16 protein-coding genes and 2 pseudogenes are annotated in these 23,204 nt (G+C 34.8%); 2 read left to right on the top strand and 16 right to left on the bottom strand.

What is annotated here, in order from left to right:
* Positions 1-279: 279 nt before the first annotated feature.
* Positions 280-1,974, top strand: a complete 1,695-nt coding sequence (locus LB888_RS05540; protein WP_318753876.1) for a PrpR N-terminal domain-containing protein — start codon at positions 280-282, stop codon at positions 1,972-1,974.
* 135 nt (positions 1,975-2,109) lie between these two features.
* On the opposite strand, the gene LB888_RS05535 is transcribed toward LB888_RS05540, so the two are convergent.
* Complete coding sequence (locus tag LB888_RS05535; RefSeq protein WP_318753875.1) at positions 2,110-4,476, bottom strand: phosphoketolase family protein; 2,367 nt, start codon at positions 4,474-4,476, stop codon at positions 2,110-2,112.
* A 301-nt stretch (positions 4,477-4,777) separates the two neighbouring features.
* Between LB888_RS05535 and LB888_RS05530 the strand changes: the two genes are divergently transcribed.
* Positions 4,778-5,335, top strand: a complete 558-nt coding sequence (locus LB888_RS05530; protein ID WP_412928315.1) for an IS66 family transposase — start codon at positions 4,778-4,780, stop codon at positions 5,333-5,335.
* 209 nt (positions 5,336-5,544) lie between these two features.
* Here LB888_RS05530 and LB888_RS05525 read toward each other — a convergent pair whose 3' ends face one another.
* The 15 genes and pseudogenes from LB888_RS05525 to LB888_RS05455 all read right to left on the bottom strand — a co-directional run bounded on the left by LB888_RS05525 (position 5,545) and on the right by LB888_RS05455 (position 23,202).
* Positions 5,545-6,930: an ABC transporter substrate-binding protein gene (locus LB888_RS05525; RefSeq protein WP_318753874.1), complete on the bottom strand. Its 1,386-nt coding sequence runs from the start codon at positions 6,928-6,930 to the stop codon at positions 5,545-5,547.
* Between the two features lie 15 nt (positions 6,931-6,945).
* The gene (locus LB888_RS05520) at positions 6,946-7,890 is read right to left on the bottom strand and encodes a carbohydrate ABC transporter permease (RefSeq protein ID WP_318753873.1); all 945 of its coding nucleotides are present in this window, start codon (positions 7,888-7,890) and stop codon (positions 6,946-6,948) included.
* 14 nt (positions 7,891-7,904) lie between these two features.
* Positions 7,905-8,765, bottom strand: coding sequence for a sugar ABC transporter permease (locus LB888_RS05515; protein WP_318753872.1), 861 nt, complete (start codon positions 8,763-8,765; stop codon positions 7,905-7,907).
* Complete coding sequence (locus tag LB888_RS05510) at positions 8,762-10,252, bottom strand: DUF5696 domain-containing protein (protein ID WP_318753871.1); 1,491 nt, start codon at positions 10,250-10,252, stop codon at positions 8,762-8,764. The genes LB888_RS05515 and LB888_RS05510 overlap by 4 nt, the downstream gene beginning before the upstream one ends.
* A complete protein-coding gene (locus LB888_RS05505) occupies positions 10,180-11,115 on the bottom strand; it encodes a DUF5696 domain-containing protein (protein ID WP_318753870.1) in 936 nt (311 codons plus the stop codon). The genes LB888_RS05510 and LB888_RS05505 overlap by 73 nt, the downstream gene beginning before the upstream one ends.
* Positions 11,108-11,695, bottom strand: coding sequence for a YIP1 family protein (locus LB888_RS05500; protein WP_318753869.1), 588 nt, complete (start codon positions 11,693-11,695; stop codon positions 11,108-11,110). Before LB888_RS05500 ends, LB888_RS05505 begins: the two co-directional genes overlap by 8 nt.
* Positions 11,696-11,871: 176 nt before the next feature.
* Positions 11,872-13,161 carry a hypothetical protein gene (locus tag LB888_RS05495; protein WP_318753868.1) on the bottom strand — a complete coding sequence of 430 codons (1,290 nt, stop codon included), beginning with the start codon at positions 13,159-13,161 and terminating at the stop codon, positions 11,872-11,874.
* Positions 13,162-13,170: 9 nt separating this feature from the next.
* On the bottom strand, positions 13,171-14,040 hold the full coding sequence (locus LB888_RS05490) for a carbohydrate ABC transporter permease (RefSeq protein ID WP_318753867.1): 870 nt from the start codon (positions 14,038-14,040) through the stop codon (positions 13,171-13,173).
* Between the two features lie 11 nt (positions 14,041-14,051).
* Positions 14,052-14,939: a sugar ABC transporter permease gene (locus LB888_RS05485; protein ID WP_318753866.1), complete on the bottom strand. Its 888-nt coding sequence runs from the start codon at positions 14,937-14,939 to the stop codon at positions 14,052-14,054.
* Positions 14,940-14,954: 15 nt separating this feature from the next.
* Positions 14,955-17,768: an extracellular solute-binding protein gene (locus LB888_RS05480; RefSeq protein WP_318753865.1), complete on the bottom strand. Its 2,814-nt coding sequence runs from the start codon at positions 17,766-17,768 to the stop codon at positions 14,955-14,957.
* A 72-nt stretch (positions 17,769-17,840) separates the two neighbouring features.
* Positions 17,841-18,080 carry a DUF6171 family protein gene (locus tag LB888_RS05475; protein WP_318753864.1) on the bottom strand — a complete coding sequence of 80 codons (240 nt, stop codon included), beginning with the start codon at positions 18,078-18,080 and terminating at the stop codon, positions 17,841-17,843.
* 3 nt (positions 18,081-18,083) lie between these two features.
* Positions 18,084-19,525: pseudogene (locus LB888_RS05470) on the bottom strand (alpha-N-arabinofuranosidase).
* Positions 19,526-19,536: 11 nt separating this feature from the next.
* Complete coding sequence (locus LB888_RS05465; protein WP_318753863.1) at positions 19,537-21,042, bottom strand: alpha-N-arabinofuranosidase; 1,506 nt, start codon at positions 21,040-21,042, stop codon at positions 19,537-19,539.
* A pseudogene (locus tag LB888_RS05460) lies at positions 21,039-22,249 on the bottom strand (arabinan endo-1,5-alpha-L-arabinosidase). The gene LB888_RS05465 and the pseudogene LB888_RS05460 overlap by 4 nt, the downstream one beginning before the upstream one ends.
* A gap of 2 nt (positions 22,250-22,251) precedes the next feature.
* Positions 22,252-23,202 carry a family 43 glycosylhydrolase gene (locus tag LB888_RS05455; protein ID WP_318753862.1) on the bottom strand — a complete coding sequence of 317 codons (951 nt, stop codon included), beginning with the start codon at positions 23,200-23,202 and terminating at the stop codon, positions 22,252-22,254.
* Between the last annotated feature and the right edge of the window lie 2 nt (positions 23,203-23,204).

The raw sequence follows: 23,204 nt of genomic DNA, 5'->3' as shown, positions 1-23,204 counted from the left end.
TAAACTAACTAAATAAATTGTAACGTTTTCAAATGTTATTGTCAATACTTTTTATAAATTATTTTTTTATTCTTAATATAAGCATCATTAAAAATAAATGTGTTGTTATTCATCTTTTTTTAATATCTGATGCATTTTCAACTTAATACGATTATTATCGGTTCTTTTTGAATAGCTTTTTTGACGTTTACAAAAATTAAATTTATTTTTGTAAAAAAGAACCTGTTTCGTTATCTTTAAATGCTATAATCTGTTCAAAACGAACAGGTGGTGTATAATATGAAAATTAATCTTTTAATTATTTGTAGCGATTCAACCATTATCACTAAAATTCAACAAGTCATGCATGATTTTCCTGAAATTAACTATCTAATAGAGAATTTGAGTTATCAAAATTTAAAAAACTTTTTAATAAGTACACGCGATCAATTTGATGCCCTTTTAGTTCACGGTATTTTTAACCAACCGATTGCTGAGGAAACCGGCTTACCAACCTATTATTTACGTGAAAATACAACGGATATCTTAATGACTATAAAGTTAGGTCAAAATAATTTGCATCAAACGATTATTTATACTACTGATTCTCTTTATAAAGAAACTAAACAAGTTATTGACTCCCTCGATGTCACAATACCCATCATTGCGATTCATTCGTGGGAGCATTTGACGGATGAATTAAATAAATTATCCGAGAAAGAATATTCTACACTGATTACTGATTCCTATTTATATCCAATTACTCGCTTAACTGCTTATGAAACTTTAACTTATTTGATCTCTAGCGAAACCATCAATCGTCTAATAAAACATATCATTGAAGTCATGTTACCTATTAAAAAAATAAAATTTTATAATTCACTGTTAAAGTATTTACTTACTAAGAATCAAATTGACTATTTAATTTATGATGATCAACAACAATTATTATTAGAACACGAAACATTACATTTTAAATTACCTATTTCTCCTTCCATATTAGATTTATCCAATCAGAATTATGAAACAGAGATAGATAAATTTGTTTTTGAAAATCAAATTTACCATCTATATTCTAAAAAGAAAAAGCAAAATATTGTTGAACTCGTACATCCTGCAGTAACGCTTCATTCTCTAACAACATTTAATGACTTATTGCCAAATAACTACCTTCGACCTGTGTTAAATAAATATTTAGATAATATAAAGTTTAGTAAAATTGCTACGAACTATTCCTCATTCTTTGTCTATGGTAATGTGAATACCTTAAAAAGCTTGATGGGTATAGTAATCAGTCAACACAATAATTTAACCATTCAGAATTATTATCTAATTGATTGCCGTCGACTTGATTCAAACTGGTGGGTTCTCGCTCCAATTTTGCTATCACAATACAATTCTCGTTATATTTTTCAACATACTGAGTTTCTGTCCGAATTTGACCAAGATAAATTAATACAAGTTGTCAATAATAACTTACAAAATGAACTTTCGTATTGTGTTTACCTTTATGAAACTGAGGAGTCAAATACCGTTGTACGAAATTCAATTTATTATCAATCTTTTCCCATACGAATGCTCAATCTAAATGAGTATGTTGATTTTGAGGTAATTATCCGCTTGATGACGCATCATTATTGTCAGATAATGGATAAAACCATCTTTCATTATGATCAGCCTGCACTTGAACTGCTTGAATCTTATCATTGGCACTTAAATTTTGCTCAGCTTGAAGCAGTCATTAAATGGATTGTTGCTTCAAATGAAGAAATTCGTGTGACCACAAATCGCGTAAAAGAAAGTCTCAAAATTGTCCAAATGAATCAATTTAAAAAATCGTTTCTCAAGGATGCAACAGTGACCAACAATCTTAAACTAGATGAATACATTCAAGAAATTATTCAAACAAAATTAAAAGAATTTGGTAATAATAAAGAAAAAACTTTACAAGCATTAAACATCAGTCGTAGTCGGTTAAATCGCTATTTGAAATAAATTAATCCATCATTGGCAAGGGGGAGTGACTAATATTCTTTAAATCCAATTCGACATTGAGCCAAATAAACAAGCCCCTTAGGTAAACAATTATTACCTAAAGGGCGTATGCATGATACAGAATAAATCAGAGCCTTATTTGGTTAATGGTTCCCATTTCCAATCTAAAACTTCCGGAATATCACTTCCATGTTCACGGATATAATCTGTATGATAGGCAACAGTATCTAACATTTTTTCTTTAAACGCTCCCGCTGCATCACCATAAACAGCCTCAGCTGCATCTTTTGCTAAATGGAAACGATCGAGTTCTGATAATACACGCATATCAAATGGTGTGGTAATATCCCCATTTTCACGGTAACCGTGGATTGAAATATGATGATTTTGACGTTTAAAGAACATATCGCGAATCATACCTTCATAACCATGGAAAGCAAAGATAATCGGCTTATCAGTGGTAAATAGATTATTGAACTCATCGTCAGTCAATCCTCTAGCATCAACATCTGGATGTCGTAATTTTAATATATCGACTATATTTATAAAGCGAATCTTCATTTCAGGGAACGCTTTGTTCAATATTGATATTGCTGCGAGTGCTTCTAAGTTTGGCTCCGTACCGGCCGCTGCAATGACTACATCTGGAGTTTCCCCATTATCTGTAGATGCCCAATCAATTACTTTATAGCCTTTTTCCACCAATTCTTGCGCTTCATCAGCTGAGTAGAATTGCGGACGTGGATGTTTTGAAGAAACAATTAAATTAATTTTATCTTCGTCTTGCAAAGCTTTATCCATTACAGCTAATAAACTATTAGTATCTGCTGGTAAATATTCACGAATAAATTCAGGTGTTTTTTCAGCTAAATGTGTCAATAAACCTGGATCTTGGTGCGTATAACCATTATGATCTTGTTGAAATACTGTCGATGTCGCAATCAGGTTTAATGACGGATAATTTTTACGCCATGGTGCATGTGTTTTAGACTTACGTAACCATTTAAAATGTTGGGTAATCATTGAATCGACTACTCGCAAGAATGATTCATATGAAGCAAAGAATCCATGACGTCCAGTTAAGACATAGCCTTCTAAGAATCCTTCTGCTTGATGTTCGGATAATTGTGAGTCAATGACACGACCAACTGGTGAAATCCATTCATCATATTCTTTATTCACACGCCCTAACCATTGGCGGTTTGTCGCATCAAATACATGTTGTAGACGATTAGATTTTGTTTCATCTGGTCCAAAGATTCGGAAGTTTTTTGGATTTTCTTTTATTAAATCAGCCGCATATTTACCTAACTCAATCATATCTTGTGCGATTATTTCACCAGGTTGTCGTATGTCTAACGCATGTTTTCTCCAATCGGCTGTGTTCATCTTTTCAACGATCCCTGCATTCGTTACAGGATTCATTGACATTCTACGATGGCCTTTCGGTGAAAGAGCACGAATTTCTGCTTTAATATATCCTTTTTCATCGAATAATTCTTCGGGCTTATAAGATTCTAACCATTCCACCAAATATGGAGCAGTCGTCATATCTTTCCCTGTAACTGGAATTGGAACTTGATGGGCTCTAAAACCTCCTTCAATTGGTTCACCATTCCATTCTTTTGGCCCCGTCCATCCTTTAGGGATTCTTACAATAAGTACTGGCCATTTTGCTTGCGTTGCTACTTCCGCTGGTTGTTTTCTTGCCTCGGTTTGAATATTTTTAATTAATTCAATTGCTTCATCTAATTTTTTGGCCATTTGCGGATGAACCACTTCAGGATCTGTTCCACCTACAAAAATAGGGGTCCAGCCCAATCCATTGAACATATCCATTAATTCTTCATTAGTTTTACGTTCTAAAATAGTTGGATTATGAATTTTTCCACCATTTAAATATAAAATGGGTAAAACAGCACCGTCATTCACAGGGTTGATAAATGTATTTGAGAACCATCCAGCTGCTAGTGGTCCTGTCTCAGCTTCTCCATCTCCAACCACTGTTGCTGCAATTAAATTTGGATTATCTAAAATCGCACCGGTAGCATGAGAAAGCGAATAACCTAATTCTCCCCCTTCATGAATTGACCCTGGCGTTTCAGGCGCAGCATGTGAAGCAATTCCTCCAGGAAAAGAGAAAATTTTACATAATTGTTTAAAACCAGCTTCATCTGGTGTGATTTCTGGATATAGTTCTGAATATGATCCATCAATAAATGAATTTGAAACCATCACTTGTCCACCGTGTCCAGGTCCTTCAATATAGAACATATCTAAATCATACTTGTTAATTACACGATTTAAATGAGCATAAATAAAATTTTGACCTGAAATAGTCCCCCAGTGTCCAATTGGCGTTAATTTTACATCTTCACTTGATAACTCTTTACGTAATAAAGGATTATCTTTTAAATACATCTGTGCCACAGAGATATAGTTCGCTGCTCTCCACCATTTATCTACTTTTTCCAAGTAGCTTTTATCATCATAATTAGTCATTGTTGACTCCTCTCAATAAGTACTGCTTAAATCTTTAGTTAGTTTGTACTCCAAACTAACTTATGAGTATATTGTAAAATAACAATAAGTTTATGTCAATAGTTATATAAAAAATTCACAAATAAAGCCTCTAGAGTTGTCAAACATATGTTACACATACTGAAACTTCTGATGCCGTAGACCTAACGACTAACTATTCTTTCGTCAGGCATGCGTTGGTATCAGTAATGAACATTTATACGCCACTTTACATCGCTGGCTTTATACAGGTGAAAAAGGTTATCTTCAGGACTACTTCAAAGTGCGACTCAACGATCCGTCGCTACCCGACTCTTCGAAACAAACGCTTCAAAAGGTTCGTCGCTATCTAATAGGCAATTGGGATTCTATCCAAAGACAAAGGGACCCTCAATATATCGGTTGTAGTGCCGAAGGTCACGTCAGCCATTGGTTAAGTGCTCGTTTAAGTTTGCGACCGCTAGGATGGAGTACAACAGGAGCAGAAAACATCGCTAAAGCCATCCAATACGCACTAAATTATGAAAATACTTTTAAAACATTATTGGAAGATGGCCATTTAGTCTTATCGAATAACTTAGCGGAGCGAGCTATAAAGAACTTGGTGATTGGTCGAAAGAACTGGTTGTTTTCCAAGAGTTTTGAAGGGGCTCAAACGAACGCTGTCATTCTAACAATGATTGAAACAGCGAAACGACATGGACTTGATTCAGAAAAATATATAAATTATTTACTGACCCACTTACAGAATGAACCCATTTTTGAAAAAAATGAGGTCTTAGAGGCTTATTTGCCATGGAGTGAAATGGTCCAACGTCATTGTCAGTTAAATATCCAATAAAAAAGTAAATCCACTTCCTTTTTTGATTAAAAAATTTGGAAGTGGATTTTTTTATGTATCAAGATACTCTGATATGGGACGCTTACATGGGATTTAAGTTTAAATAAGTTATATTTTGTAATAAAAAATAATACTAGCAAGATGCCAATTATCCATCGACATCTTGTTTAGGAGTTTATTATTGTTGTTACTTTACACTTTCAAAGTCTTTAGAAGATTTCTCTCATAGCTGCTTCATGATATTGATTTAACAAGTCTGTTAATTCTTTGGCAATATCATTTGGATTTAATTCACCAGCTGCTGCAGCTTGCTCAACATTTCCATATTCACCATTGAAGTAAACTTCTTCTAAGAATGTTTGGAATCCTGGAATCACTGCTCCAGATAATGGGATAGGTTCTTTCGCATATTGTAAGAATTCCCCATAATATGGATTATCAGGTAAACCAGCTGCAACTTTGTCCCATAATTCTTCATTTTGAACTAGAGGTAATCCTTCAGGATAAGGAAACACTTTATTACCACTGTCATCAACCAAAGTATCAAAGGCTTCTAAACGCACTGACCATCCATCAGAGCCCCAACCCATGAATTTTAATAATTCATATGCTTCACGTGGATGTTCTGTTGCACTCGAAATCCCACCCATGTCAACAAAGGCTGGTTTATGTAAAGTAGTCGCATTTTCACCACGAGGTACTGGATAAGGCACAAATTTAATCCCTTTATCAGTAAATTCTTTTGAATTAAAGAGATCTTTTGTCCACCAAGCGTCTAATTGCATTGCGATACGTCCTGAAGAAGCAGACCACATTAGGCGATCACCAAAAACTGCTTCTGCTTCATCAGAATCGAACAGTGGCGCATGCACTCCGGTACGGATATATTCTGCTTGTTGGCTTAAAGCTTCAGCCCATTCACCAGTCATATCGAAGGTTTCACCATTCCAACCAAACTCGCCTTCCGCATCGTTTTTAACAATTGGTGCCATGGTCAATAGTAAAGTAAAATCATTGTAACCAAAAATTCCTTGTTCAGGAACCGTCATTGTTTGCATTAATTCGATCATTTCATCATAAGTCCAATCCGTACTTGGCATTGGCACATTTAATTTCTCAAAGACTGCTTCATCTAAAAAGATAGTATACGGTTGATAAGCGACAGCTGCTGCTAATTTACGCTCGCCATCTAAATAACCTTTATCTTGTAAAGTAACCAACACATCTTCTGATTCGGGGTCATTTTCCCAATATTCTGTCATATCACCTAGCCATCCATTTACAATCGGAACATCCACATTACCTAAATACCAAAATGCATCTGGCATTTCTCCAGCAGCAGCTAAATTTGATAATGTATCCATATAGCCATCTAATTGCATATCTATGATTTCTACTGTAATATTAGGATATTTCTCCATAAATCTTTCTGCTTGCAATTGCTTCATATCGGAATGAGCCCAACTTGCAAAAGTTAAAGTAATTTCTTCTTCTGTCATAGGGGCTAGTTCAGCATGAGCAATATTTCCAACAAATAATGTTGAAGCTAATGATGTCATTAAGATTGTTGTTAAAACTTTTTTAAATAAATTCATATTTTTCTCCTCTTTCTATTCTCCAGTAATACCCGTTCGATCAACACTTTCAGTAAAATACTTCTGTAAACAAACGTAGGTGATAATGAGTGGAATCAATGTAATCATCGTTCCAGCTAATACAATGCCTTCGTTAATAGTCATCGATCCTGTCTCTTTTACTGGATAAATTAATTCATAATTTTGTTGAAATTTCTGTAAGTTTAGCAACATTGTGGTCCATTTAGTTCCTCTGGGATTTCCAGTAAGATATAAATTCATTAAATAAACTTCATTCCAATACCACACAAACGAAAAGAGAAACACAATTATACAAGCTGGGATTGCCATCGGTAATCCAACTCTATAAAAATTCGTCCATTCATTGGCGCCATCTACTTCAGCTGCTTCATAAAGAGCTTTCGGTGTTTGTTTGAAAAATTGATAATATATCAAGACGAAGATGGTGCTTTTAATGCCTTGTCCTAATGCTGCTGGGATTAAAAATGCATAGGCTGAGCCCACTAATTTTAAATCTTGATACAACACATAAGTTGGCATCATTAAGACTTGCGGTGGCACTACTAAACTGAAAATCATGAAAAATAATAATGTTTTCTTAAATCTAAATCTAAACCTCGCAAACCCATAACCCACTAAGGCGGTGACACATACTTGAAAAACCGATGGCACAATTGATAAAACAATACTACCATAAAGCGATTTTTTGATATTTAAGACAGATAGTGCCCTAGTATAATTATCAAAATATAAAGTAGAAGGTAGCCATTTAATTGAACTGTCTAATAAATCATCTAATGACATAAAACTACTCACGAACATATATAGCAGTGGATAGACATATACAAAGCCGACAATCGATAACAATGTATAAACCACCACTTTATTAAACAAACCCATGCGACTATTAGTACCTAACAAATATTTTTTCAATTTTGTAAGGGGATGATTTTGTTTCATTTTTTGACTCCTTCCTATTTATTTGACTTTGGTCTGAATAATAAATAAATCACCCCCACCATCGCAAATACGATTAATGCGTACATCCACGCCATCGCAGATGCAAAACCATAGCCTCTCGTCGCTGAGAACATATTGACATAAATCAGATTAATAATATTATTATCATTACTATTGGCTAATGTTATCAGTGTATACATCGCATTTAAAAATATCATCGGTTTTAACGTCGGGAGCGTAATTTTCCAAAAACAAACCCAAACGGATCCCCCATCAATTTTGGCTGCTTCATATAAACTCTTATCGATTTTTTGCAAACTCGCAATAAATATCAAGATTTGAACGCCTGAATTCCATAAAATAATAATGATTTGTGAAAACAAGTCTAAAATCGGTGTCACTAGAAACATCGGCATAATATTATTCAATAATGCACCAATACTTACAGTGTCAAGTATCGGAATACTGGTAGCACCTTGACTCATTAATTGTTGTAAGACAGGTCCAGAGGCAATGACGACTGGCAAGAAGAAGATTGATCTAAAAAAGCCTTTAAACTTGATTTTCGTATTTAGTAAAAGTGCAATAATTAATGAAAAGACGACGATTATAGGCACTTTTAGTAATGACGATACGAGAAAGGCCAATAATTGTTGCACAAAAAACATATCTTTCAACCAAATATCTTGATAATTGAGAAAACCATCAAAACGAAAGGCTCTGCCCGTGGGACGAATCCGAATTGTATTCAAACTATAGTAAAAAGATTGAATGAGGGGCCAAAAAACGAAAATTAAAAAGCCGATTAACCAAGGTAAAATAAACATTAACCCAATTTTAGCTTTTCTTTTTGAAATGCTTTTTTTACGTTTCATTTTTCCACCACCTTATATGATTTTGGCTCTAGTTGAATACCATCCATTTCAGCGACGGCGCCATTATGATTCACATAAATAACAATATGATTATCATACTCTACGCGCGCTAGCCCTTTGTCTTTTTGATAAGCGATGATTTCTGCTGTTTTAACCTTTTCGTTGATTGCATCTAATTCTTGATATAAGTCCACTAGACTTTCTTCATAATCTGAAAACATCGAAGTATAAACGTGTGCATAATTGGTATTATGTAATAGACTCGAATTATTGATTGTTAAAAAGTACGAAGGTTGAACCCCAGTTTCTACCATTTTCAATAGAAAGTCGACATAATTAGATTCAAAATTGAGATATTCGGAATATAATGGCACCAACCCTCTTAATACCAATGGTAAAAATGGCACGCTTTCATCTTCAAAAATATATCCTGACGAATCTAATGGCACATTTATCATCGAATCGATATATTGCCAATAAGGTTGAATTGGTTGATTTAAAACTAATGAGCGCTCATTCGATATTGTAGCAATAGCTTCTTCAAAAATCATTCGTGTATGAACACGGTCATAATCTTGATTGTTCTTATAATATGAAAAGAGATATTGACCGATGCCAGAAATCATAAAATTCAATTGGGTATTAAAATGATCAAGTTTTCTTCTTAATCTAGACACTGCTTCTTCTGGAGCTAAATATTGATAACTGCTAATCACTTTTTCCCCAGTATATTCACTGAATTGTTTACGATTAATTTTATCCATTGTCACACTATTAATACCTATCATCGATGGCGTATATCTTAAAGGATGGTCATGTAAATATAATTTGCTCGTATCATTCAGCGCGGCACTCAATTGTTCCAGCCCACTTAAGCCTCCCAGTAAATTAGATACTTCAAAATTATTTGAATAGGTAGCGCCACTTTCACCATCTTTTTGCCAACCAAATAGTCCAATAAACTGACTGGTCACGCCTTTTGATGTTAAATTCGTTATTGCTTCTCCAATCTCTTCAAAGGTCGACATCACTACTTGCTGATAATTTAATAAACCATTTTCAATGTCATTGCCTAAAAAATCAAGTCGGACTGAAAAATCAGTCGGTTGAGTTTCAAATTTATACCGATCAATTAAATAGTTGCGATAGGTTGACGCCATGCCAAACAAATTAGCATGATCATCGCGCATAAAACTATAGCGTATTTTCACACTAATATCATTGCGATTCTTTTGCCTTTGGGTAATAGTACCACTTGATTGACTAGTTGCTTGCGTATAAAATTGTCTAAAGATGTATTTCCCTGTTATCCAATTATAAGGGAGGATGGCACCACTCGGATAAGCTTCAATTCGCGAATGCACATCACCCTCTTCAATCATCCCGATAAAACCGAATTGTTTATCCTCATGCATCATACCAAACACTGGGAATAATATATCATAAGGCTTTTCGGTAGTAACCATCCCATACAGCTCTGATAACACATAGGATCTTCTAAACCGAGATTGCTACCATAAATCATTTCAGAATAGGGTTGACGATACTTGCCATTATTATCAGCCAACTTGATAGTAGCGCCGCTCCCATCGGGTATAAACATAAAACCGCTTACTTCGGCTAACTTGCTATAACCTAACATTGGATAAACATACATATTGCCGATTTTATAATGGTCCGATTTTTCTTCAATTGAATCTTTAGGCACTTCAACGATTAAATTATTTTGGTCGAGGGCGACGATTAAATCAAATTGAATTTCTAACTCTGGATAATGAATCTGAGCTTTAAATCCATCACCCGTTTTAATCAATTCGATTTCTGGATTGCCTTGAATCATATCTACTTGATTATAAACAATATTATTATCAACTAAATATTCAATAACGACTGCACTTTGAACAAAGCTTTCCCATTTAACATTACTTTTCACTGGTTTTTCAACTGTTGAATACATCACCGCACCATTTTGAGCGTCTTGTATGATAATGGATAAGGTCTTATCATCTAAGAATAACCTCAAGTCCTCATTTTCAGCTATTAGACGATGAGAACCGATAGTCTTAATATTGGTTGCAAATTTTTCTTCCCGATTATCTAAAAAATCCACATCTTCATCTAAAAATTGTTCAATCGGTTCTTCTTCTACGATAACCATTTCTGTTTCTTCAGCATCTTCCACGGCGACTTCTGAAGATTGGACTTCTGGAACGTATTCCTCAGTCACTGTCTGTTCATTTTTTTCCGGTTCTTTTGAATTTTCAAAATGTAAATAGACGGTAATGCCTAACAAAGAGATTACATAAAAGATAATAACAAAGTACTGTCTATATTTTTTAATCTTATCCATATCTATTCACCACCTCTGAAAATACTGCCATAATAAATGATACAAGTTGAATTGATAAAGTATACACAATAAAAATTGTTAATGAAAGTACGAGCACAGTAAATAAAGTTAAAAATATCGTGCGAATCATTTCTAAATATCGATAACCATTTAATTCAGCTAAGCCAACAAACATTATGGCAATGACCCAGGTAATAATTAATACACTACCAAAATCAATAATAAAACGTTCATTAAGTGTTAAGACATTGCTCAAGCCAATCATTATCCACTGTAATATTATATAAGGCGTTAAGCTATACACTACGGTATGAAGAGTTTGTTTAAACGTACTCTCTCCATCGGTAATCGTCACAACTAAATACGAACACATAGTCGTAAATAATATCACAACCGTAATGGTTAAAATATCAAGCGGGATATTATATTCACCTTCTTGTAAAGGATTAAAAATATAACCCCAAAAATATTTCCTAATAATGAAGGTGAATAAGAATAAACCATATAAAATTGCGGTCGATACATGACTTGTTTTATTCTCAAAACGAATTCCATAGGCACCATCAATGGGATGTTTCATATAATACCAGGCAAATTCTATCTCGGCCCATAGCCGTTGCCTTCTATTTGAAGGATTTATTTCAGTTTTTTGATAAATTGAAAAACTCTTAGGCTCCCGTTTCTGGTGTCGGGTCAATAATTTGAATAAAGCCCAAATAGCGATTAATCCCAATAAAATCATTGGAATATATTTTCTTAACCAAACATTACGAATTTCCCAAAAAGAGTCAGAATAACCTTCTTTGGTTTTGGATTTTCTAAAAAAGTCAAAGCATCATCATAATTATTTTCACGATAAAATGCTTCAGCCAAACCCAAATTAGCAAAATCGAATTGCGAATTAAGTGCTAAAATCTCTTCCCATAACGCTTTACTTTCGGTATATTTCCCATCTCGGTACAAGTCCAATGCTTGGTGTAATTTATCAGCAAATTCGGTTTTTTCAAATAAATGGATAGCTCCTTTTTGCTGGTCTAATACATAGACACGATCATGATCGTCGACCGCAATCGCACTCCCTCTACTTGTTAACCCTTCCCGTTGATAACCAACATCTGGTCCTGAGAATAAGAATAATAGGTTCCCTTCACTAGAATATTCATAAATATATCCATTTTCACTTAAAACATAAATATTATCGTAATTGCCCATTGTAAGAGCACTTGGATATTCTAAATAATTTGGATCAAGTAAATTTCTCCCACCCATATTCATTTTCTTCAGGCTCTCATTGACATTTTTTCCTGTGGTAACCGTATAAACAAGGTTCTGCTGATCAATCGATAAGTTGGTAATACTATTCGGTACGGTTGATAACATACGGTCCCTTTGATCATCAGTAAATATCACTTTCCGAAACTTGGTAAGTAATGATTCTCGTGCAGTATTAGGTGCAAAATATCCTAAAAAGCTACCTGGTACATCCGCATTCAGCATGATTAACCCATTATTATTACCACGTGAGATGACATAAATATTTTCACGACTATCAATCGCCAATTTTAATGGATAAAAAGTCGCATTCTTACCAAAAGAAGGCGTTTCAGGTCGCTCAAAAACGCTTTCGATTTGATGATTTTCATCAAAGACAAATACTTTTGAAGCTCGTTCATCTGCGACAAAAATCTTTCCTTCTGGGGAAACGGCAATACCAGATGGATACATTAGTTCTTCGTGGGTCACTTCTGCTATTAATTCACCACTTAGACTCATAATCAAAATGCGCCGATTGCCGGTATCAGCAATATATAGGTTGTCTTCTGGGCCGATTTTTAAATCTCCAGGTCCATTTAACTTAATATCTCCCATATCTAAAGTGCCGATTGCATTATAACCCGCTTGTGTTTCAACGTATTGTCCATAGCCATCTTGCGTATAGGTCTTATAAGCATCCTTTGCAGAAGCTGTCGACAGAAAGGTCACACTATTCACCATGAAAATGAGAAGTCCAAACATCAATTTTTTGAACAAATGCTTAATATTCATCGGCACCACCTACTTAATACCGGAATGACTCATTGTATTCATTACTTTACTTTGTAACAATACAAAGAGAAGAATATTAGGTAAGAACATAATCAGTGATGCGGCCGCTGCAATCCCTTGCCCTACTACAATATTCGTTTGGGTGGCAAAAGTTCCTAAGTAAAAGGCTAATGTCCGTTTGGCCTCATCAGTAATAAATAAATCCGATGTTTCCATATTATTCCACACCACTTGGAAAATCAGCAAAGCAGCTGTTGCAATTGCCGGTCTAATCAATGGTAAAATCACTTTTGAAAAGATTGTCCACTCACTCGCACCATCTATATAACCTGCTTCTATTAACTCATTAGGTATCTGATCAATAAATTGTTTGATTAAAAACAAGCCAACTGGCATTGCCAATAAAGGTAAGATATGCGCCAAAATAGTGTTTTCCATTCCTAAAACACTAATAACTAAATATCGAGGAATGGTTACCGCTGTAGGGACAAACATTAAGGCCGCATTGTTTAACTCTAAGCCCCATTTTTTCCCGCGGAATTCTTTCTTAGACAAGACATAAGCCGCCATTGAAGAGATAAGTACAGAGACAAATACCACTATAATGGTAATCACTATACTGTTAAAGAGATATCTCGAAAATGGCACATTGGTTTGCTGTGAAGCTTTGAATAAATTCTCAAAATTATCGAGGGTTGGTGACTTAACAAAAAAAGTTGGTGGGAAAGCGAATAATTCTCCCATCGGTTTAAAAGCATGATTCACTATAAAAATAATCGGAAGTACCATAAAAGCAACAAAGGGTGCTAAAATGATGTAATATTTGATTTGACTCTTATCAAATCGAGATGGATTAATTCCTACTTTTCTTAATGCCATTAATTTCCCTCCTAACTACCAAATAATTTTTTAGCCAAGTAACTAAATGCATAGATAATAAATAGTAATACGACTGAAGCCGCTGCTGCATAGCCCATTTCATAACGTAGGAAGCCATAGTCATCAATATGGTTAACTATTAATTGACCCGCATAACTACCCGTGACCGGATTGGCTCCTGTCAACTGCACTCCAATTAAACCGTTCGAAAAGGCACCCACAATGGCCATTACCGCACCAAAGAGCATTTGAGGTTTCATTGAAGGTATCGTAATATAGATAAGTTCTTGAAAGCGATTAGAAATACCATCAATCGCACCTGCCTCATATAATTCACGATCCCCATTGACAATTCCTGCCATCATCGCTAAAAAGCCGACTCCCATACTGCCCCAAAGTGCAATAATAATCATAATCGGTAGTATTAAACGTGAGTCCGTTGTCCAAATAATAGGCTCATTAATTATCCCTAAGCTGAGCAATAGACCATTTAAGTAACCGGATTCATTTCCTGAAAATATAATCTTCCACACAACGACCATCGCCACACCAGATGTCATCGAAGGTGAATAAAAGATTAAAGAAAGAATCGTTCTTGGTAACTTAGGTAACTGCGCTAAAATCCATGCCAATAAAAAGCCCAATATATAACCACCCGGTCCCACTATAATGGCAAAGGTAACCGTATTAGGTAAAACATACTGCATAAATATTTCATCTTGAGTCAGAATATTAATGTAGTTTAATAAGCCGACAAATTCTGGTGCTTGAACCGCATTATAGTTGGTAAAGGATAAAGAAATCGCTAATACCACTGGAATGATAATAAAAGTAAAGAAGACTAATGCATAAGGAAGTAAGAATAAATAAGGCGCTTTTTTATTTTGATTGTGTCTCATTTCTTGCTTCCCTCCTTAATCTTTAATATTTAGGTCTGCTGGCATCTGATATTCTTTAATCCATTCACCATCACGCATAAACCCAAATTCTTCTAATTTTTTCAAAATTTCTCTATCGATTCGCTTAATCGATAAGTCATTCGATTTTCTTAAATTATCACCATCTACTACTACTGAAGTGTAGAGACGACTTACTTCACGTTCAACCATATAGCCACCAAGGACTCTGGGAACTTCCATAATCCATTCGCTTTGCATTAAGATCGTCTCCTTATGTTGGGAGCTCCAAGGCAATTCTGCAAACGCCTCTAAATTTGCTGTATTCCACATATACTCTTGCCCATAGTAAGTTTGGAGTGTCGTTCCAAATTGTAATTGAACGTCTTTACTATGCCACCACTTTAAGAATTCCCAAGCATTGTCTTTTTGTTTGCTCGCTTCAAACATAATGCTACTTTCAGCACCTCCAGAAGACCAACGTTCAATTTCTTGATTTTCATTTTCATAACCAGGAATTAACGCAATATCCCATAAATTGGAAATTTCCGGAGCAGCATTTGACATTAAAATATAAGATCCAAAATCAGAAATCCCCAATGGCAAAGTCCCATTTCTAAATTCTTGATAAAAACTTGGGACATCAACTGGCAAACTATACACAGTAAATAAATTCGTTAATTCTCTCATCCCTTCAATGGTTTTATCTTCAGCTAATCCTGATTGTAAAATCGATTCTCCAAAGAAACTGCCACCATTTTGATAAACAATTGGCATCGTCCATGGGAAAATCTTAAACGAGGTTCCTAAAGCTGCAGTCGGATAAAAGATGCCCATCCCTCTTTGTTTTAAGACTGGCATCATTTCCGCCATCTCTTGAATCGTGTCCGGTATGGTCATGCCTAACTGCTCTAAAATATCTTTACGGTAGAACATGACATAAAAATTCATCGTTTCTGGAATCGCATAAGAATGTTCACCTATCATTCCAGGAATTAATAGATTAGGTGCAACCTTGCTAACTACTTCTTCATAATCCTCAAACTGTGTCAAATCCGCTAACGCATCGCGAATCGCTAAGTCAAATGGTAAAGCATAGCCAACACCCAAAGCGATATCAGGCTGTTTTCCTGCACTATTAGCCAAAATCAATTTATTTTGGTTTGGCATTAATGAAAAATCTACTTTAATCCCAGTCTCTGGCGTAAAATATTGATCAGCCATCGTTTGTAAAATTTCAATATATTGACGTGGACGATTCACCCAAACTTGTAAATTTTCTGAGTTCGTATTAGCTGAATAATCTTGTTTTTTAAATGAATAATAGAAACGGCTGACACTATCGACTATATTGGTGAATATTGACGGGCTTTTAGCCTCTACCTCATTTTGATGAACCCATAACTTATCAATTGAGATTCCATTATTAAGTTGAGATTGTAATAAAGCTGCTAATTTTGAAGTGACGGAGGCCCCTCCCTTAGCCAATTCGTTCCATCGATTTGCAATGGTCCGCGGTTTAGATGCTAATTGGCGTAATTGATCTTCAGCTAATTCAACTTGACTAAACGCTCCCGGTATAGCATTACTATTCGCCAATATTTTGACGTCTGCTAATACTTGATTTAAACGATCTGCCCAATGAATTAATTTATCTGGTACATTATCAATATATTCATTTAAGTCAACGTCACGGTTCTTATCCATCACGCCACCTAATATTAATTCTATTTCTTGGGACAATTGGTTGATTTCTGAAATAACAGTTTCAATTTCAATAATAATGTCTTGCAGTGGTTCTCTTGTAATCTCAAAAGATAGACGATGCTCGCCTTTGGTTAATGACAAAGCAATAGGTAATCCTTGATTATTAGTAAAGGTATGCACATCATAACTACTGGTATAGGGAATCCCGTACGCTAGTAAATCATCAGCATAATTCGCACCATCAATTAATATCTCCAGAAACACTGGAAAATCCACTTGTGCTGACTGCTCATAATTTAATGATAGAAAATACTGACCATCTTCTGGAACCTCAAATTGATATTCAATTTTATCTCCAGCATTTTTAAACGAATTTCCATCTAAAGTATTTAGCACTTTAAATTCATTATCATAAGGCGACAAACGATTATTAAAGACACTAACAGGTCTAATGTAAGGGGCATTTTGTTGATAAATATTTTCTCCTTCAATTTCAATGCTGATATCGTTTGCTTCCACTTCATTTCTCACTTTATCCGTTACCGCAATTGTTTGATTGGTTTCTAAAGTGACCGAAAAAAGTTCAATCGAACCTTCGATACTCTCGATTTCAATCTCATGGCTTCCTTTTGTTAAATAGACAGCTAAATTATTACCGAATAAACCTGTTTTATCCACTAAATGTGCTTGTTGATTTTGTGCAACCCTTACGACATCTGGCACGATTTCATTACCGAAACGATCCGTTTGTACCGCACCTTGACGCGTCCATTCTGTTCTCAAAACCAAATTACTTGCCTCTGAAAAAGGGACTACACCATCTATTTTCATCTTATATGAAAAAGGTAAAATGGTATCTGAATTGCCTTGGTATTCAAAATTCAAATGATACCAAGCCGACTCAGCAACCGTTATTGTAAACGTATTGGATCCTTGATTTTCAACTTTAAGTCCTTGGTCAAATTCAACTTCAATTGCTTCACCATCATAAAACGGTTCACTTTGATACTGCTCAACATAATGTTGGTAGCCGATACTTTCCTGCGCTAAAACATGCTGTCCTGAACAGAAAAGAAGTAATAATGAAATTAATATTCTCCCAAAAATTAAATAATATTTATTCATACTGACACCTCTATTAAATTGGACGTCGTATTCCAATTACTTGTTTCATTCATTTATCCCATCATTATTTTTTTACTTCCAATAATTCATCGGACAATGTTTAGTTGATAATGCGGTTCTGAATTTATAAAAGCAACCGCAAACGCTACATGTATGCTCTTGACGATAAGGGCAACTTTCACAGATAAGTTGTCGCTTTCGCCATTCATTTTCATTGACTAGATTGATTTCCAAGGCCAATTGTTCATTGACTAACGCTTCAATATCTGTCGCTAAAAATGCTGCTTGTCGCTCGCAATCCTTACATGACATTGACTACACTTCCAACTCAATCGTTACTACAGACATCGGTGGCAATTGAAGCTTAAGGGTTTGTCCATCAATGGTCGCATCATTAAATGTTTCAATCCGAACGTGATTAGGATTTTCAAACGTATTATGTGCATCCATTGTCGCAGCAGTTAAAATTTTTCCTTGATAGTTATTTATGTCAGAATCCAATTTTAATTCAAGATTTTGCGACGCTTCAAGTCCAAAATGACAGATTGAAATCGTCATTTTATGCTCTTTTTGTGATATCGATAAAGAAATATTTTCAGGTAAACCTCCATAATACTCAATTAATTCAGCATCTTGATGATTTTGATATAAATCAAAAACATGGTACGTAGGTGTTTTAATCATCGCTTGACCTTCAGTTAAGAGTAGAGATTGCAACACATTGACTGTTTGTGCTAAATTCGCCATATGTACTCTATCGGCATGATTATTAAAAATATTCAAGGTAATCGCCGCCACCATCGCATCGCGAATTGTATTCTGTTGATATAAAAATCCTGGGTTGGTGCCCGGTTCTACGGCTAACCATGAACCCCATTCATCCACAATCAAACCGACTCTCTTTTCAGGATCATATTTATCCATAATCGTTGAATGTCTAAGGATTAACTCATCCATTTTTTGAGCACTTTTTATTAGCGACCACCATTGCGCTTCAGGGAAACCAGTTGCTGGTCCTTTATCTAGCCATTCTCCGGTTAGCGCATAATGATGCAAACTAATGCCATCAAACCAAGGAGCAGCTTGCCTCATTAAAGTGTCCATCCAGTAATAATCATCTACATTAGGACCGCAAGCAATTTTATAAATCTTATCTGCCCCATATTGGCGCACATAAGTTTGATACTGACGGTATAAATCTGCATAATATTCTGGACGCATATTTCCACCACAACCCCAGCTTTCATTTCCAACTCCGAAAAATTTCATTTTCCAAGGTTCTTCTTGTCCATTTTCTCTTCTTAGATTTGCCATCGGAGATTCACCGGCCATTGTAATATATTCAACCCATTCTTGCATTTCTTGAACAGTACCACTGCCCACATTACCATTCACATATGCTTCGCAATCTAACTGTCTTACTAATTCAAAAAACTCATGTGTTCCGAAATGATTATTTTCAGTTACTCCACCCCAGTGAGTGTTCACAATTTTTTTCTATTCTCTTTTGGACCGATACCATCTTTCCAATGATATTCATCCGCAAAACATCCACCCGGCCAACGTAATACCGGTATTTGAATTTCTTTCAATGCCTCCACAACATCGGTCCTAATCCCGTTAACATTAGGTATTTCTGAGTCTTCTCCAACATAAATACCTTCATAAATACATCTTCCTAAATGCTCTGAAAAATGACCATAAATATATTTACTAATAGTTGGTCCGTTTTTTAGATTTAAAACATTAATTGTCATTTGTTGCTCCTTTACTCCTTAACTAAGCATCTTATAACATTCCAAGACAAACCACTTAAACTAGTTAAAACATCCGATGAATTAAACGACACATTCTCTTTCACCGATGGTTTTACAACCTGATTATTCACATCATTATCTGCTTTAATATCATAGCCAGCCATCTCAATCGTTTCTCTAATCTCTATTACTTCGTATCCTGATAATTCTACTTTAAAATCCAACGATTCTTTCGAACGATTGACTGCAAAAATCGTTATAATCGATTCTTCTTCATTATACACAGCAATACTTTCAACAAATGGTACTTCATTAAAGTCTTTAGTTGCGTAAGTTGGACTGTCAACCTCAGGGTCTAATGCTATTCCACGACCATAATTTGACATATGCATAAAAGGATAAAATATTGTTTGCTTCCATGCTAATGATTCATCATCTTGTTCTGTAGATATAGGGGCAATAACATTTACTAATTGTGCTAAACAGGCAATTTTTACTCTATCTGAATGTTTTAATAATGTAATCATCAAACAACCAATTAAAAGCGCATCTTCAAAATTATAATGGTCTTCCAAAATTGGAGGAGCAATTTGCCAAGGTTCCACATTTTTATCTTGTTCATTAGAGTGATACCAAACATTCCATTCATCAAATGATAAATTAATTACCTTCTTACTACGTTTCTTTGCCTTAATCGCATCACACATAGCAATAACACCTTTTATAAATTCATCCATTGCTAATGATCTTGCTAAGTAGTGCTCTAAATCATTTTCGTGATTACCATAATATTGATGTAAAGATAAATAATCGACATGCTCATAAGCATGATCTAATACTGTCAATTCCCATTCACCAAAGGTGGGCATTTGATCACTTGAACTCCCACATAATACCAATTCAATTGAGTCATCAACCAATTTCATGACTTTGGCAGTTTCCTCTGCTAATCTACCATATTCATCTGCTGTTTTATGGCCAATTTGCCATGGGCCATCCATCTCATTTCCTAAGCACCAAGTTTTAATATTAAAGGGCTTTTGTTGACCGTTCTCAATTCTCAGATTACTCCAGTAAGTCCCGGACGGATGATTACAATATTCTAATAAATTTCGAGCTTCTTCAATTCCACGAGTGCCTAAATTGACCGCCATATTAATCTCCATACCAACTTCTTTTGACCATTCATAAAATTCATGTAGACCAACCTCATTAGTTTCCACACTTTTCCACGCTTGGTCTAATCGTTTGGGTCTTTGGCTTACTGGTCCTATTCCATCTTCCCATTTATATCCGGATACAAAATTTCCACCTGGATAACGAACTAAAGGGATATTTAGTTCTTTTACTAAGTCTTTCACATCGTTTCTAAAACCTTTATCATCTGCCGTTTTGTGACTAGGTTGATAGATTCCTCCATATACAGCCCTACCCATGTGTTCAATGAATGAGCCATAAATACGTTCATCAATTTTTGAAACTACTCTCTTATTCGAAATTTTCAATTTAGCTTTCATATACTATACCTCTCAATACATGATTTCTTTCCAAAAAAGGCTAAGCCATTTTTATTTAAACCAGATAATATGATTTCTTGGTGACTGCCATTCAAACTAAAAACTTTAAAGATTTTACTACCATACTTATATTCATTATTTCTTATTTGTATCAACTCATCTTGAGTAATCTCTATATTAGTACTAGTCACAATTTCAGAGCCATAATTCAATTCAATCATATTCCAATTTCCAACAATTTTTTTCGAATCTGTAATTGGTCGTTCTTCGAGATCAGTAATATTTTTTATACTTACTACTGGCCAACCATTTGATAACCAGTAGATTTTACGAATATTCAAAATAAACTGATCCGAAAAAGGTTGTAATCGAGCGTGATGAACTAGATAATGCGTATTTTCAAATGAGAAAATTGAATTGTGTCCCGGAGCAAATATAGCGTTCTCATTTTGGAATTGATAACTTCCTAAAAGTTTAACTCCTACTTTTTCAGGGGTTTCATCTTGTACCATCTTATTACCTAACAAGTCCACATACGGTCCTTTAATATTTTTAGAACGCCCCACTCTTATATTGTAAGTATCATTTAACGAATCAAATGAGGCGAACAAATAATAATAATCAAAACATTCATTATATAGGATAAAAGCTCCTTCAATTGCTGTGTCTACACTTTTAGGTCTTCGCGCAATTAATGTTCCAAAACTATTATCCTTTAATTTTCCAGTTTCTTTATTGAGCGGTGCAATGTAAATACCTCCAAAAAAGATCCATATACTATCCACATCTCTTGATTTTTATCTAATACAACATTAGCATCGATAGCGTTATACTGTGATAATTGAGGTGATGTTTTAATTACTTCGCCTTTATCATGCCATGGTCCTTCAGGCGAATTAGATTCTGCCAAACCAATCATTGACACAGTACTTCCAAAAGTAGAAGCGGAATAATATAATCTAAAGATATTGTTATATTTGATTACTTCAGGAGCCCATAAACCTTGAGCATTACTCCACTGTTTTGCTTCCGTAGGAACACCATTAAAAACAGTCCCAATAAACTTCCAATTTACCAAATCTTTTGATTTTCTAATAGGTATTCCAGCGGTCAATGGTTGATTTGTATCTGTTGAAAATAAGTAAAAATCACCTTGATGGTCAATAATCGTTGGGTCATGAACTCCTCTTTCGTAGTTACAATACATTGCTACTCTCCTGGTTCACCAAAAACAGGAAATCCTTTTTCATTCCAAGTAAATATTTGGGCATGGGCATGTCGATTAGGATTATTTAAAGGATCGCCAGTATCGTTTTTAGCGGGTCTTGCATGATAAATTAAAACATCTTGTTTGCCATCTTCGGACTTAGTAAAAGAGTTATGCCCTGGGCCAAACAACTGATTTTTTTCTGATGATTTGAAAACAGGTTCTTTTTCTTTATTCCATGAAAAACCATTGAGTAAATCATCATCAATATTCGCCCACAGTAATCCCATTGCATAGTTTTCATCAGTTGCGCTAGCAGAATAAGTAATAAATACTTTATCATTTCTAATTAAAGCAGCAGCGCCTTCATTTACTTTAAATCCAATTTTTTCCCATGGATACTCTGGAATCGATAGTAATGTTTGATACCCTTTTAAAGTCCAAGGATTTTCCATTTCTGAAATATAGAGATTTGAATTTCCAGGAATACGTGGATCTTGTTGAGCCCAGACATAATATAAACGTTCTTTTAATTCAAATACTGTCCCATCGATGCTGAAACTTTCAAATTGAGTTGTAATCTGACCTTTTTCAACCCACTCTCCCTCGAAAGGATCATCATTGGTATTTTCCAATACAAACATTCGATGATGTCTATCTTTATTTCTTATTTCCGCGTCATCCGAAGCTGCAAAATAAATATACCAAGCTCCTTTTAAATAATGTAATTCTGGCGCCCAAATTAATTCACTTAACTTTCCACTTTCATGCGCTTTCCAAATTGTTTTTACTTCTTCTGTCTTACCTAATTCATTGATTGATTTTGCTCTTCTAATTTCAATGGACTGAAAGTCTGGTACAGAACCTGTAAAATAATACATCCCATCAAAATGCTTATACACCCACGGGTCCGCTCTCTCTATTACAATTGGATTATTATATTTGTTTGTCATAC

This window comes from Globicatella sp. PHS-GS-PNBC-21-1553, assembly GCF_033564055.1.
Taxonomy (GTDB): domain Bacteria; phylum Bacillota; class Bacilli; order Lactobacillales; family Aerococcaceae; genus Globicatella; species Globicatella sulfidifaciens.
This window is presented reverse-complemented; position numbering and strand designations above follow the sequence as displayed.

Excerpts from the sequence above, each read along its gene's own strand:
- LB888_RS05540 (WP_318753876.1), top strand. The coding sequence starts at position 280 with ATGAAAATTAATCTTTTAATTATTTGTAGCGATTCAACCATTATCACT.
- LB888_RS05535 (WP_318753875.1), bottom strand. The coding sequence starts at position 4,476 with ATGACTAATTATGATGATAAAAGCTACTTGGAAAAAGTAGATAAATGG.
- LB888_RS05525 (WP_318753874.1), bottom strand. The coding sequence starts at position 6,930 with ATGAATTTATTTAAAAAAGTTTTAACAACAATCTTAATGACATCATTA.
- LB888_RS05520 (WP_318753873.1), bottom strand. The coding sequence starts at position 7,890 with ATGAAACAAAATCATCCCCTTACAAAATTGAAAAAATATTTGTTAGGT.
- LB888_RS05515 (WP_318753872.1), bottom strand. The coding sequence starts at position 8,765 with ATGAAACGTAAAAAAAGCATTTCAAAAAGAAAAGCTAAAATTGGGTTA.
- LB888_RS05505 (WP_318753870.1), bottom strand. The coding sequence starts at position 11,115 with ATGGATAAGATTAAAAAATATAGACAGTACTTTGTTATTATCTTTTAT.
- LB888_RS05500 (WP_318753869.1), bottom strand. The coding sequence starts at position 11,695 with ATGAAACATCCCATTGATGGTGCCTATGGAATTCGTTTTGAGAATAAA.
- LB888_RS05495 (WP_318753868.1), bottom strand. The coding sequence starts at position 13,161 with ATGAATATTAAGCATTTGTTCAAAAAATTGATGTTTGGACTTCTCATT.
- LB888_RS05490 (WP_318753867.1), bottom strand. The coding sequence starts at position 14,040 with ATGGCATTAAGAAAAGTAGGAATTAATCCATCTCGATTTGATAAGAGT.
- LB888_RS05485 (WP_318753866.1), bottom strand. The coding sequence starts at position 14,939 with ATGAGACACAATCAAAATAAAAAAGCGCCTTATTTATTCTTACTTCCT.
- LB888_RS05480 (WP_318753865.1), bottom strand. The coding sequence starts at position 17,768 with ATGAATAAATATTATTTAATTTTTGGGAGAATATTAATTTCATTATTA.
- LB888_RS05475 (WP_318753864.1), bottom strand. The coding sequence starts at position 18,080 with ATGTCATGTAAGGATTGCGAGCGACAAGCAGCATTTTTAGCGACAGAT.
- LB888_RS05465 (WP_318753863.1), bottom strand. The coding sequence starts at position 21,042 with ATGAAAGCTAAATTGAAAATTTCGAATAAGAGAGTAGTTTCAAAAATT.
- LB888_RS05455 (WP_318753862.1), bottom strand. The coding sequence starts at position 23,202 with ATGACAAACAAATATAATAATCCAATTGTAATAGAGAGAGCGGACCCG.